This window comes from Paenibacillus sp. yr247, assembly GCF_900103825.1.
Taxonomy (GTDB): Bacteria; Bacillota; Bacilli; order Paenibacillales; family NBRC-103111; genus Paenibacillus_E.
In genome coordinates, this window is record NZ_FNIF01000002.1 from 440,703 (window position 1) to 454,098 (window position 13,396).

Sequence of the window (13,396 nt, forward strand, 5' to 3'; positions counted from 1 at the left end):
CGCTATATGATGCTACCATTGTAACATAAGATAACCCTCTCCATTAGATATAAAAGCTATTGCTTTAATAGGTATAACCTATAATAGCTGAATCCAAAAAAGCCCTCTCTTGCAATAATACAAGAGAGGGCATCTGTTAATTCGGCTTAACAATCATGAAGATGAACAAAATAAGACCAATCGCCGATGCTCCGTAAAAGTAGTTGCGAGCCTTTATCCACTGAATAAGCTGTTCTGCAGGAAGGCTTGTCGCCGTTTGATTAACAGGATCAAGCACCCAACTTTCCAGCTTTTTTTGATTTGGAGTCGCGAAGCCAATGGCAATAATTTGAATCAGAATGTATGCAACGAGCGAACCAAACAACCAAGTTTGCATGAAGGTGCCATAATCACCTAACCAGATCAGAAGCAAACCTGTAAGTACGGCTAGTGTTCCTCCGATCTTGGGAAACACCTCAAGCCGACCTCCTACACGCAGAGAGGAGCGCAGCTCATCCAACGTTTGATTTTTTCTCAGAAGCACATGTGCGAAGTACGTGGGGCCAACCCCGATAATGGCTGAAAGCACGTGAATCAAAATGAGAAACTTCATACGAAACACACCCTTCCGTTGTAATATATAAACAACAATTTGTTTAATCATACAATCGAAAGAGCTGAATCATCCATGTTTTATTTACTACAAATGGTAACGCTATCCAGATAATTGATTAAGTTTTCATCAATTCTTTTCAGAAGATCAGCCTTTCTCCAACAAAGGCTCATACATCATAACTGCATGATTCTCCGTTATCCATTCATCACGGACCATCTCCTGCTCCTGATTGAACACCTTGCGATAAATTTTATTGTGCCGCACGTAACCCCCCCAATACTCTCGAGTGATCCAGTGCTTCTTCTCGTAAATCTCATACGTATGTATCCGTGGCAGCCCTGCTCTCCACTCTCCAAACAGATGGGTATCCGTCATACGAATCACAAGTTGAACATTTTGCTCGGTATCGTTGCGAATTTGCAAGTCCAAATAATTGTAAAAGCAAGTAGCTCCTGTGCCAAAAGGCTGACTCCTACCCGCATCCGGAAATACGTCATAGCTGTGCCGGTATTTATCATAATTTGAAATATATTCCATGTCAATTTACAAAAACAGCACCTTTAGCCTGTTTAGGCTTTAGGTGCTGTTCATTATTAGGCATTTTGCAGATAAGATTCCATGGCCATCGTTAACTTCCGCATACCGAGAATCGTGTTCGCACGATCTGTATGCGTGTAGTTCAGACGCATCGTGTTGTATTGTGGATTTTCAGCAAAGAATGTGGATCCCGGAACAAAGGCTACGCCTTCTTTTACCGCGATTTTCAGCAGATCTTCTGCACGGATATGTGTCGGCAGCTCAACCCAGATGAACATGCCACCTTTCGGTTCCTCCCACTTCAGCCCAGGCCAGTTTAACTCTTTCAACAGACCTGACATGAATTTCATCCGATCGTAATAGTGTTCACGAATTAATGAAATATGTTCGTCCAGATCGAAGTTTTCAAGCAGATGATACAGTGTTTGCTGATCAATGGTACTAGAGTGCAGGTCCGCCGATTGCTTAAAACGGGCAATTTGGCGAATAACAGTCTCGTCACCCATCACCCATCCTGTCCGGAAGGCAGGCGCGACAGTTTTGGAAAAGGTGCTGGTGTAAACAACATTCCCGCCCTCAGCCTTACCGCCCAAAGAAAAAATGGATGGGTACGTTTCGCTTTCGTTAAACTGGATTTCCCCATAGGGATCATCTTCCAGAATAAGCACATCCGCGGCGCGGCAAATATCAAGTAAGCCTTGACGGCGTTCCAAGCTCCATGCACGACCGGCCGGATTCGAGAAAGTAGGAATGACGTAAACCATCTTTGGATTATGCTCCGCGATTTTGGCTGATAAATCCTCGAGAATCATTCCGTCATTATCACTATTCACCGAATGAATCTTCGCGCCTTTGGCTTGAAACACTTGAATCGCTGCCAGATAAGTCGGTCTCTCAACAAGAATGACATCACCTTCATCAATATATACACGCGTTAGAAGATCGATTGCTTGCTGAGAACCCGTCGTCAGCAGCATCTCGTCGGGTGTTACGTGCATATTCTTAGCAGCCATCCGTTTGCATAAGGTTTCGCGCAGCGGCCTGTAGCCCTCAGTTAAGCCATACTGCAGCGCTGACTTCCCGCCGCCAATCACTCTTTGAAACGCATCACTCACTGCGTCCAATGGGAAAAACTCTTCAGCAGGCAATCCGCCAGCAAAAGAAATAATCGAGCTGCCTTGTGTCAGCTTGAGAATTTCTCTGACCGCCGAGGATGAGAAACCTTCTAGCGATTTAGAAAATCGATACTTCATAAATGGACGCATCCTTTCGCATTTGTAGAAAGCACCCCTCCTCTATGCTTGGAGGTGAGGTGCTTATCTTGGGTGGTGCCGTGGACCCATGGAGGTTAAATCAACGTGACGTTGCTTCTGTTGCTTGTTGGGGTTTTGCGTTTATCAATGAGCCTGTTCACAGCGTCTAAATACGCTTTGGCGCTTGCTTCCAGAATATCCGTTGATATACCGCGTCCTTGAACGGACACGTCGTTCTGCTTCAGTACTACGTGTACTTCGCCGAGCGCATCTTTCCCGTGGGAGACGGATTTGATGGAGTAGTCAGCAAGTTCGACGTCTTCCTTCGTTGCTTTATCAATCGCATTATAAATCGCATCAACCGAGCCGTTACCGACCGCGCTTTCTGCCACTTCACTGCCATCTTGGAAACGAACATGCACCGTTGCGGTAGGCGTCATCCGGTTACCATAAGCAACCTGAAGCGTCCCAAGCGCGAAAATTTCCGGCGTCTCGATCAACTTCTCTTCGATCAACGCGCGAATATCTTCATCTTCGACCTGCTTCTTGCGATCTGCCAAATCTTTGAACTTGGCGAAAGCAACGTTCACTTGCTCGTCTCCGAGATCGTAGCCTAGATCGATTAGCTTCTCACGGAACGCATGGCGTCCGGAGTGTTTACCCATCACGAGCTTACTTTCCTTGACCCCGATGGTCTCAGGGGAAATAATCTCGTAAGTCGTTTTCTCTTTGAGCATCCCATCCTGATGGATGCCGGACTCATGGGCGAACGCGTTAGCGCCGACGATCGCTTTATTGCCCGGCACCACCATGCCGGTCAGCTTGCTGACCAAACGGCTGGTGCGGTAGATCTCGTTCAGAACAAGCGATGTTTTCGCTTGATAGAAGTCCTGACGCGTCTCTAGCGCCAGTACAACTTCCTCGATCGAGGTGTTGCCCGCCCGCTCGCCGATCCCATTGATGGTGCCTTCGATTTGATCGGCACCATTCAACACTGCTGCTAGCGCGTTAGCCGTAGCCATTCCGAGGTCGTCATGGCAGTGCGCGCTCAGCTGAATCTTCTCAATGCCCGGCACCGTGTCCTTGAGCATTTTAAAAATATTACCATAGTCGTACGGTGTCATATAACCGACGGTATCCGGAATATTCACGACGGAAGCGCCAGCACGAATTGCCATTGCTGTTACTTCTGCGATGAAATCCAGCTCAGTGCGGCCTGCATCCTCGAGTGAAAACTCGATTTTGCTGAAATACTTCTTCGCATATTTAATCGCAGCCTCGGCTGACTCCAACACTTGGTGCTTCTCCATCCGCAGTTTATGCTGCCGATGAATCGGGGAAGTCGCTAGGAATAGATGAATACAAGGGTCTTGGGCACCCTGCAGCGCTTCACGGACGGCCTCGATGTCATTCTCCCTCGAACGGGACAAACCGATAACAGAGGCATTTTTGACAGCTCTCGCTACGGCATTAACGGCTGCCAAGTCACCTGGTGATGCAGCTGGGAAACCAGCTTCCATACGATCGACACCAAGTTTCTCAAGCTGAAGTGCGATCTCGACCTTCTCCTGCGTGTTCAGGTTTACACCCGGCGATTGCTCTCCGTCTCTGAGCGTTGTATCAAAGATGTAGATTTTGCGCACCATGTCACCTCCTAAAAGATCTCGATTGTTCTATTAACCATCGAAGCCGAATAGCCCGACCGTTCCGTTCTTCAGCATTTGTCTCCGATCGTTTCTTGAAAACGTGTCCCCTCATCTTAATAAACAAAAGGTAGGGACACGTTTTCAAATACGATCGCTACGCTTCTCCGACAAACACTGAGCCCTACACTTGGCATTTCGAAGAAGGTTTTAAAGATTTACAGATAAATTTTTACTCGTCTTTATAGTATTTACAGGGAGTGATTGGGAAATTCTCCTCAATCACTCCCTGTGGAATGGATAAGTATATGATTGGATGAGTGCTTAAATTACTTTTTGATCCAGTGCATCATTTCGCGTAGTTGGGAACCGACTACTTCGATTGGGTGCTGTGCTTCATTGCGGCGAGTTGCGTTCATGAACGCGTTGTTGGATTGGTTCTCCAAGATGAAGTCGCGAGCGAATTTACCTTGTTGGATATCGGAAAGTACTTCTTTCATTGCTTTCTTTGTTTCATCAGTGATGATGCGAGGTCCAGTTACATAGTCACCGTATTCAGCTGTGTTGGAGATGGAGCTGCGCATGGAAGCCATGCCGCCTTCGTACATCATGTCAACGATCAGCTTCAGCTCATGTAAGCACTCGAAGTATGCCATTTCAGGCGCATAGCCTGCTTCAACCAACGTTTCGAATCCTGCTTTAACGAGTGCAGTTGCACCACCACAAAGGACAGCTTGCTCACCGAACAAATCTGTTTCTGTTTCTTCACGGAAGGAAGTTTCGATAACGCCTGCACGTGTACAGCCGATACCTTTTGCATAAGCAAGACCGATTGCTTTTGCGTTGCCTGTAGCGTCTTTCTCGATTGCGATCAAGCCAGGAACGCCAAAGCCTTCAACATAAGTACGACGTACCATGTGACCTGGGGATTTAGGAGCTACTAAGAATACATCTGTACCTTCAGGAGCTACGATTTGTCCGAAATGGATGTTGAATCCGTGGGAGAACATGATCGCTGCGCCTTTTTTCATGTTCGGCTGAATGGACTCACGGTATACGCGAGCTTGTGTTTCATCCGGCATCAAGATTTGGATAACGTCAGCGCGTCTTGCCGCTTCTTCAACGGATACAACTTCGAAACCATCATTTTTAGCTGCATTCCAAGAACGACCTTCACGAAGTCCGATGATAACGTTCAATCCGCTGTCACGCAAGTTTTGTGCTTGTGCGTGACCTTGGGAACCATAACCAACAACTGCGATCGTTTTACCTTTAAGTACCGCTAAATCTGCATCTTTTTCATAGTAAGTAGTAACTGCCATTCGAATAAATCCTCCTTTGATATGATGAATCCGTATTGTCTACCCCTTGAGTGGGTGTTTCAACGGTTTACCCTTTTTAAGCACTAAAGAGTATACCGCTGAAAGCCCCACTCAAGGAGGCTTAACCTACTTTTCAACATTGCTATATTTCTTATCTAACGGAGCCCCGAATCATGGCTGTAGCTCCCGTACGGGAAAGCTCACGGATGCCGTAAGGACGAAGCAATTCCACCATAGCATCTATTTTATCTGAATCTCCCACAACTTGCACGATAATTGAGTTTGGCCCAATATCCACAACTGCGGCACGGAATGTCTCAACAATGCCAAGGATCTCCGGACGCATAATAGGTTCTGCATTTACTTTAATGAGTGCGAGTTCTCTGGCTACCATCGGGTTCGAGCTCAGATCGATGACTTTAATAACGTCAATCAACTTGTACAACTGCTTGGAAATTTGCTCAAGCGTGTTGTCATCCCCCGTGGTAACAATAACCATCCGGGAAAGTCCGAGTTCTTCGGACTCTCCTACGGTGATGCTTTCAATATTGAAGCCTCTGCGTCCGAACAATCCGGATACACGCTGCAGAACACCAGGCTGATTGTTTACGAGTACGGAAACTGTATGTTTAGTTGTCATCATTCCGAATCCCCCATTAACATGTCACTAATTGTATCGCCCGCTTTAACCATTGGGAAAACATTCTCTCCTCTTGGTACGACGAAATCAATAACGACAGGACCCGGAGTATCGAGTGCTTCCTGCCATGCTTTTCTAGCTTCTTCCTTCGTCGTGGCACGTAATCCCTTCACGCCGTAAGCTTCTGCTAATTTCACGAAATCTGGGCTGCCAGCCAAATCAATATGGCTATAGCGGTTTTCGTAAATGATCTCTTGCCATTGGCGAACCATGCCCAGCACTTGATTGTTAATAATAACAACCTTCACCGGAATGTTGTTAATCGCACAGATCGCAAGCTCTTGCGCACACATTTGAACGCCGCCATCCCCATTAATGGATACAACGAGTTTATCCGGGTTACCCATTTGTGCACCGATCGCTGATGGGAATCCGAAGCCCATCGTACCCAGACCACCTGAAGTAACCAAGGAACGCGGGTTTTTGAAACGGTAGTATTGAGCAGCCCACATCTGATGCTGTCCAACGTCTGTCGTTACGATCGCTTCACCTTTTGTTGTCTCGCTAATCATTTCGATAACGAATTGCGGCTTCAGTTCCGTCTCGGAATCGTTGTATTTCAGCGGGAACTTTTCTATGCTTTCCTGAAGCTCAGCAATCCACGCTTCACTCTTCGCAGGCTTCGCTTTGGTATTTGCATATTCCAGAACAGCTTTCACGTCGCCTACACATGGGATGTCGGTTTTCACGTTCTTGCCGATTTCAGCCGGATCAACGTCGATGTGAGCGATTTTCTTCACTTTAGGAGCAAAACCGTTCAAATTCATTGTTACACGGTCATCGAATCGGGAACCAATGGAAATCAAGAGATCCGCATTCTGAATGGCTGTGTTAGCCGTAAATGTTCCGTGCATTCCCGGCATACCGAGCCAGAGCTCATGCGCGCTTGGGAAGCCGCTTAACCCGAGCAAGGTTGTTGTTACTGGAATCCGTGTTTTATTTACAAACTCGATCAATTCTTTGGATGCATTTGCGTATACAACCCCGCCACCCGCAATGATAACTGGACGTTCAGCCTCTTCGATCGCCTTAATCAGCTTATCTACTTGCAGTTTGTTTGGCTGCACCGTTGGATTATAACCGCGGATGCTTAAATCCGAAACGGGTTTAAATATCGTTTTATGAGCGGAGACATCCTTTGGTATGTCAATGAGAACCGGACCTTTACGACCTGAGTTTGCGATATGGAACGCTTCATGAATGATGCGCGGTAGATCGTTTACGTCTCTAACTAAGTAGCTGTGTTTCGTAATAGGCATCGTAATACCTGTAATGTCAGCCTCTTGGAAAGCATCCGTACCAATGAAATTTGTTGCTACGTTCCCTGTAATGACGACCAACGGAACAGAGTCCATATAGGCTGTTGCTATTCCCGTGACGAGGTTCGTTGCCCCCGGCCCGGATGTAGCGATACATACGCCAACTTTGCCTGTTGAACGTGCATATCCATCAGCTGCGTGAATAGCTCCTTGCTCATGTCTTGTCAATAGGTGGTTAAAATCCGAAAAGCCATGCAGCGCATCGTAGATGTACAAAACAGCTCCGCCTGGATATCCAAAGACGCAGTCCACACCCTCCAGCAATAAGCTTCTTAGCAGAATTTCGGAGCCTGTAATCAGGTCAGGCTTCATAACCTTGTCAATCAATTCTTCTTTTAACCTCTTTGGTTCAGTTTGAACATTCATTGTGATCCTCCTCTCAAAAAGTAAGTTCCTGTGATGCGTCGAGCTTTCTAAGACAATTAGAAAAACCCCTATTCATCCCGTACACGCACGTAACGTGTTAAACGGGACGAAAGGGGTTCAAGCTTCCGTGGTACCACCCAAATTTGCTACGCGCCTCACAGCACACAGCCTTAGCAGGTATGCCCCATAGGAACAATACCCTCAGCACGGTAACGTGTGCTATTCCGATTTCCCCTATTGCCTACGGCCGTGCCGTAAGTTTCAGGAAAACAGCTCCGAGGTGACTTCGTACGTAAGGGATTAAGGCGATGGTTTCAGCAAGCCCAACGCTCTCTGCGCATAAGTGCCCTTATTACTTCTTCCTCTTCATAGCCGATTCGATAGTGTAAATCACCATATAGAATATGATTTGTAGATAATTATATGCATCCCCAGTGTAATAGTCAATAGGAGATCGAATAAAACAAAGGCAAGTGAGGGAAGATAATCCCAATCTTACGGAAAGCTCTCAGGAGGCCTATGATGAAATCGTCTCTGCAAGTCCCTTTCCCACTTTCAACGAGCCTGCAAGAAAATATTGATTGGCTTCAGAATAGGCTTGGATCAAGCTCGGATGTGATAGTTCGCCATTTAGAAATTGGCATCTACCCCGAAACGAATGCCATAGCTCTGCTCTACATCGAGGGTCTAGTAAATTCAGCAACCGTGAATGAGCACATTATTAAACCGCTTCTCACAACGCAAGATACCGAATTTTATTGGCAGCAAGACATTTGCTTTCATGATTTGCTTGGCCAAGCATTAACGGTCAGTGAGTTAAACTTCACTACCGATGGTATAGATCTCTTAACAGCTTTACTCAATGGTAATACAGTTATTATCGCGGACGGCTACGACGAAATATGGATCGCAGGTACGACTGGGTGGGAAAAGCGAGCCATTGAAGAACCTCAAACGCAAACTGTTGTCCGCGGCCCGAAGGAAAGCTTTACTGAGGATATGCGAACGAACACCTCCTTGCTGCGGAGAAAAATCAAATCACCTGATCTTCGTTTTATTACCCTGCGATTGGGACGCTATACACAAACAGAGGTTGCCATCACTTATTTGCAAGGGATTGCTGACGATATGGTCGTTCAAGAAGCCAAGCTGCGTTTGGAGCGAATCGACACCGACAGCATTCTGGAAAGCGGATATATCGAGGAATTTATGGAGGATGTGACGTACACCCCTTTTCCTACGATCATGAATTCAGAAAGACCCGATGCCGTAGCTGCCGGCATTCTGGAAGGACAAATTGCTATTTTGGTCGATGGGACCCCCTTTGTCCTGCTGGCCCCCGTAACGTTTTTTAAATTTCTGCAATCCAGCGAAGATTACTATCAGCGATTTGATATCGCTACGTTTATACGAGTTATTCGCTATATGTCTTTTTTCGTTTCCATGCTCCTTCCTTCTCTCTATATTGCGGTCACAACCTTTCATCAAGAGATGCTGCCGACAACGTTCCTTATCAGTTTAGCGGCTCAGCGCGAAGGAGTTCCTTTTCCAGCAATTGTAGAAGCCTTCATGATGGAAATCACGTTCGAGGTCCTAAGGGAAGCCGGAGTCCGAATGCCTCGTGTTATCGGGCCGGCAATTTCAATCGTCGGTGCCCTCGTGTTGGGACAAGCTGCTGTCCAAGCAGGACTTGTTTCGGCGGCCATGGTCATTATCGTTTCCTTCACAGCCATCTCTAATTTCGCAACTCCGGCGCTTAATATGGCCGTAGCAGCTCGATTAATCCGATTTGCCCTTATGCTGCTTGCCGGAACCTTCGGCTTGTTCGGCATATTAACCGGATGTATGGCTATTCTGATTCACTTGGCATCCATCCGTTCCTTTGGCGTCCCGTACCTGAGTCCTCTCGCACCTCTGGTCGGGTCCAAATTTAAAGATATTTTCGTACGATCACCCTGGTGGAAAATGGATCTCCGTCCCTTAAGTAAAACGAACAAAACAAGACAATCCCCTTCTAACAAACCTTCTCCACCTAAGAAAGATAGTCCCTAAGATGTTATCTAGGAGGTTCTGTGTGTATGGGAAAAAAAAGCTTCACGCGCGCCCGGCTCTGCCCGATAACCATTTTCTGTGCATGTTTACTTCTAACTGGCTGTTGGGATCGAAAAGAATTAAATCAGATCGCTATTAACGCAGCAACGGCCCTTGATTGGAATGGGAAAGAATGGGTCGTATCTTTTCAAGTCATTATTCCTCAGTCGATTTCCTCTCAAGGTACGAGCGGAAGTTTGGGGCAGCAAGCCCCTGTTATGGTCTTCTCAACAAGCGGCGGGTCCATGCGAGGGGCAGTCCAAAAATCAAGCATCGAAATGCCGCGTTCTCTTTTTTTTGCCCACAACCGGATTCTTGTCATTGGAGAAAAGGCCGCTAGTCATGGCATCTCACAACTGATGGATGTCTACTTGCGAAATGCAGATGCCCGCGAAACCGTCAGTCTGTTGGTAGCAGGCGGGGAGGGAAGGAAGATTCTGGAGCAAGTTATACCCCTAGAGAAGCTGCCCGGTGCTGCGATACAAAATATGATTCAGAATGAGGATCAAAACAGCTCTAATTTCAATCAAGTGATGATGTACAAAATGATGAACGGCATGACAAGCGATTCATCCTACACGTTAGTTCCTGAAGTGATCATCTCGGGCAACGGCGTAAACAATTCAATTGCTACTTTAAAAAACACATCGTTCAAAAACAAGCTCAGGCTCGGCAGACTTGGCATATTCAAGCAAGATAAGCTCGTTGGTTGGTTTACTTCCGAAGAAGGATATGGCATTAATTGGATTCGGAATACGGTGAATAGTACGGTTTTATACTTTGGATGCTCCAAAGGAAGCAAAAATTATAAATCGGCTGTTCGCATATATCGAACTAAGAGTAAATTAAAGCCGATTTTTAAGAGCGACGGACAATGGATCATGCGAGTCGAGGCGACGGCTAATGCCGACCTTCTAGAAAATGGCTGCCAGCAGGATGTATCGAAACCGGAAGGTCTAAAAATTATGGAAGAGTATGCAAAAGCCGAAGTGGTCGACTTAATGAATCTGGCTTTCCATTCGGCCGTTGAGAAAAAGGCAGATGTATTTGGTTTTGCAGATATGCTCCATAAACACTATCCCAAGGTTTGGAAAATGGTTAAAAACGACTGGGAACAAAAATTTCCCACAATACAATTAGAGCCTAATGTGCAACTAAGGATTGTGCGTATTGGCATGAGCAACAAACCATTTAATGAACTACTGGAAAAAAGCGACAAGTAAGAGGGTGGAGAGAGGTGAGGTGCGTCTTGGAACGTATCGGCAATTATCAACTTGCGGTCATGATCATCCTATTCCAAATTGGAAGCACACCACTTTTTGCTTTAGGGAGCAGTGCGAAACAAGATGCTTGGCTTGCTATGCTGGGGGCTGCAGCAGCCGGATTACTTTTATTACTAATGTTTATCTACATTCAAAGCAAATTTCCTGATCAGTGTCTGATCGGTCTGTTGCAATACTGTTTTGGGAAGAGGATCGGAATAGTTGTCAGCGTGAGTTTTGCGATTTATTTTGCCTATGAATCCATGAGAAATGTCCGGGATTTTGGTGAAATAACGAATTTAACTTTGCTTAACTCGACACCCAAGTTTGTGACCATGCTTATTACCGTCTTGCTTGCCGCTTATGCCATTGCCATGGGTATTGAGGTGTTTTGCCGAGTCACCGAAGCGCTATTGCCGCTCGTTGCCTTAAGTTATGGCATCTTAATACTGCTCATCTTTATTTCCGGTCTCGTCAAAACAGACAACATCTTGCCGATTCTGGACAATGGAATTGCACCGGTCTTGAGAGCAGCATTTCCCGACATCTTATCGTTCCCTTTCGGACAAATGGTGCTTTTCTTTATGATATGGCATCTCCTGCCTAATCAAAAAAACATGAAGAAAATCAGCATAATCGCCTATCTGATGGTGGCCTTGTTTTTAATTACAATGAACATATTGAACATTATGGTACTTGGGGACACGCTCGCCGCTAATAGCACACTGCCCTTCTTGCAAACCGTTCAACTCATACAGGTCGGTGACGTTCTAGAACGTCTCGACGTGCTCGTTACCTTGCTGCTTTTTCTCGGATTATTCGTGAAAATGACCGCTTTTTTCTGGGGGGCTGTTTATGCTTGTACACGAATCTTCCCTTCTACAAGTAAGAACCTTTGGATTTTCTATGTTGGCTTTCTGATCTTTGTTACATCGTTCCTCGAACCGAGCTATACGATCCACACGTGGCTCGGCTTGAATGTTAGCTTGAAGCTCTATCCGCTATTCCAAGTGATTATTCCTGGCTTCATGTTCTTCGTACTGCTTGTTCGAAAGCGATCCTCTCCTAAAGCATCTACTAACGTTTGACACTTTACTTGCTGAAAATAAAAAAGCTTGCCCCCTCGCGGGGACAAGCTCTTGGTCGCGAAGCGAAGCTTACGCGTTTACTTTTGCTTTTGCAGCTGTTGCCAAATCGTTGAACGCTTTGGAATCATTCACAGCTAGGTCAGCCAAGATTTTGCGGTTGATGTCGATACCAGCCAATTTCAGGCCGTGCATCAATTTGCTGTAGCTCAAGCCGTTTTGACGAGCGCCTGCATTGATACGTGTAATCCACAGTCTGCGGAAGTTACGTTTCGTTTGACGACGGTCACGGTAAGCATATACCAAAGACTTCATTACTTGTTCTTTAGCTGTTTTAAATAAGCGATGCTTGGAACCGAAATAACCTTTTGCTAGTTTCAAAATTTTCTTACGACGGTGAGCGCGAATAAATCCGCCCTTGACTCTTGCCATTGTTAACTACCTCCTGGGATGTATAAATAATGTTCGAATTTTAACCTTTGATGTTAGAAAGTTGTTGTTTCAGACGACGTACATCGCCTGGAGCCATAACTGGGTTTGTTCCAAGAACACGTTTTTGACGTGATGATTTACCAGAAAGCAAGTGGTTTTTACCTTGTTTGTATCTCATCACTTTGCCTGTGCCAGTAATTTTGAAACGGCCTTTCAAGCTGCTGTGTGTTTTCATTTTCGGCATGGTGTTGTTCCTCCTAATTTAGTATAGCCGCGCCTAGGTAGTAGCCTTCGGCGTTAAGATCATGATCATGCTTCTTCCCTCAAGCTTAGGAGCGCGCTCCTGCGAGGAAATATCTGCTGTTTCAGTAGCTAGACGTTCAAGCACTCTGCGACCAATCTCCGAGTGCGCTATTTCGCGACCACGGAATCGAACGCTGGCTTTCACTTTATCGCCTTCGCCGAGAAACTTAACGGCATTGCGAAGCTTCGTTTGGAAGTCGTGCTCATCGATTGTCGCGCTTAAGCGAATTTCTTTGATATCCACGATCTTCTGGTTCTTACGAGCTTCTTTTTCTTTCTTCTGTGTTTCATAACGGAATTTACCGTAATCCATAATGCGGCATACAGGCGGTTTCGCCGTCGGTGCCACGTTTACCAAATCCAGGTTCGCGTCAAGTGCGATTTGAAGAGCTTCGCGAATCGGCGTGATGCCGAGTTGTTCTCCGTCCGCCCCAATCAGGCGTACTTCCTTCACACGAATCTCGTCATTAATCATATGGTCTTTGCTA

Annotated in this window: 12 protein-coding genes and 1 pseudogene; 3 read left to right on the forward strand and 10 right to left on the reverse strand. The window is 46.1% G+C overall.

The annotated features are described in order from the left end of the window. Positions 1 to 136: 136 nt before the first annotated feature. From BLT91_RS06730 to ilvB, 7 genes and pseudogenes are all read right to left on the reverse strand, one after another. Entirely contained in the window at positions 137 to 592 is a 456-nt protein-coding gene (locus BLT91_RS06730; RefSeq protein WP_090818465.1) for a DUF2269 family protein, read from the reverse strand. A 147-nt stretch (positions 593 to 739) separates the two neighbouring features. Continuing rightward, positions 740 to 1,123 (reverse strand): annotated as a pseudogene (locus BLT91_RS06735) (VanW family protein); the annotation flags it as partial. 65 nt (positions 1,124 to 1,188) lie between these two features. Next, positions 1,189 to 2,385, reverse strand: a complete 1,197-nt coding sequence (locus BLT91_RS06740; protein WP_090819804.1) for an aminotransferase-like domain-containing protein — start codon at positions 2,383 to 2,385, stop codon at positions 1,189 to 1,191. A 95-nt stretch (positions 2,386 to 2,480) separates the two neighbouring features. Then, positions 2,481 to 4,028 (reverse strand): 2-isopropylmalate synthase, encoded by a 1,548-nt coding sequence (locus BLT91_RS06745; protein WP_090819807.1) that lies wholly within the window; start codon positions 4,026 to 4,028, stop codon positions 2,481 to 2,483. Positions 4,029 to 4,357: 329 nt separating this feature from the next. Then, positions 4,358 to 5,350, reverse strand: a complete 993-nt coding sequence (gene ilvC, locus BLT91_RS06750; protein ID WP_090818472.1) for a ketol-acid reductoisomerase — start codon at positions 5,348 to 5,350, stop codon at positions 4,358 to 4,360. 151 nt (positions 5,351 to 5,501) lie between these two features. Then, the gene (gene ilvN / locus BLT91_RS06755; RefSeq protein ID WP_090819810.1) at positions 5,502 to 5,990 is read right to left on the reverse strand and encodes an acetolactate synthase small subunit; all 489 of its coding nucleotides are present in this window, start codon (positions 5,988 to 5,990) and stop codon (positions 5,502 to 5,504) included. Then, a complete protein-coding gene (gene ilvB, locus BLT91_RS06760; protein ID WP_090818475.1) occupies positions 5,990 to 7,735 on the reverse strand; it encodes a biosynthetic-type acetolactate synthase large subunit in 1,746 nt (581 codons plus the stop codon). Before ilvB ends, ilvN begins: the two co-directional genes overlap by 1 nt. A gap of 519 nt (positions 7,736 to 8,254) precedes the next feature. On the opposite strand from ilvB, the gene BLT91_RS06765 reads away from it, so the two are divergent. Genes BLT91_RS06765 through BLT91_RS06775 form a run of 3 tightly spaced genes read left to right on the forward strand, consistent with a single transcriptional unit; the run spans position 8,255 to position 12,176 of the window. Beyond that, on the forward strand, positions 8,255 to 9,787 hold the full coding sequence (locus BLT91_RS06765) for a spore germination protein (protein WP_090818478.1): 1,533 nt from the start codon (positions 8,255 to 8,257) through the stop codon (positions 9,785 to 9,787). A gap of 26 nt (positions 9,788 to 9,813) precedes the next feature. Then, the gene (locus BLT91_RS06770) at positions 9,814 to 11,049 is read left to right on the forward strand and encodes a Ger(x)C family spore germination protein (protein WP_090818481.1); all 1,236 of its coding nucleotides are present in this window, start codon (positions 9,814 to 9,816) and stop codon (positions 11,047 to 11,049) included. Between the two features lie 26 nt (positions 11,050 to 11,075). After that, positions 11,076 to 12,176 carry a GerAB/ArcD/ProY family transporter gene (locus BLT91_RS06775; RefSeq protein WP_090818484.1) on the forward strand — a complete coding sequence of 367 codons (1,101 nt, stop codon included), beginning with the start codon at positions 11,076 to 11,078 and terminating at the stop codon, positions 12,174 to 12,176. A gap of 69 nt (positions 12,177 to 12,245) precedes the next feature. On the opposite strand, the gene rplT is transcribed toward BLT91_RS06775, so the two are convergent. From rplT to infC, 3 genes are read right to left on the reverse strand one after another with little or no spacing between them, the layout of a single operon-like run. Continuing rightward, the gene (rplT, locus tag BLT91_RS06780) at positions 12,246 to 12,605 is read right to left on the reverse strand and encodes a 50S ribosomal protein L20 (RefSeq protein ID WP_029199204.1); all 360 of its coding nucleotides are present in this window, start codon (positions 12,603 to 12,605) and stop codon (positions 12,246 to 12,248) included. A gap of 40 nt (positions 12,606 to 12,645) precedes the next feature. Beyond that, positions 12,646 to 12,849, reverse strand: coding sequence for a 50S ribosomal protein L35 (rpmI, locus tag BLT91_RS06785; RefSeq protein ID WP_090818486.1), 204 nt, complete (start codon positions 12,847 to 12,849; stop codon positions 12,646 to 12,648). Positions 12,850 to 12,882: 33 nt separating this feature from the next. Further along, positions 12,883 to 13,383, reverse strand: a complete 501-nt coding sequence (gene infC, locus BLT91_RS06790; RefSeq protein WP_141224956.1) for a translation initiation factor IF-3 — start codon at positions 13,381 to 13,383, stop codon at positions 12,883 to 12,885. Positions 13,384 to 13,396: the final 13 nt, after the last annotated feature.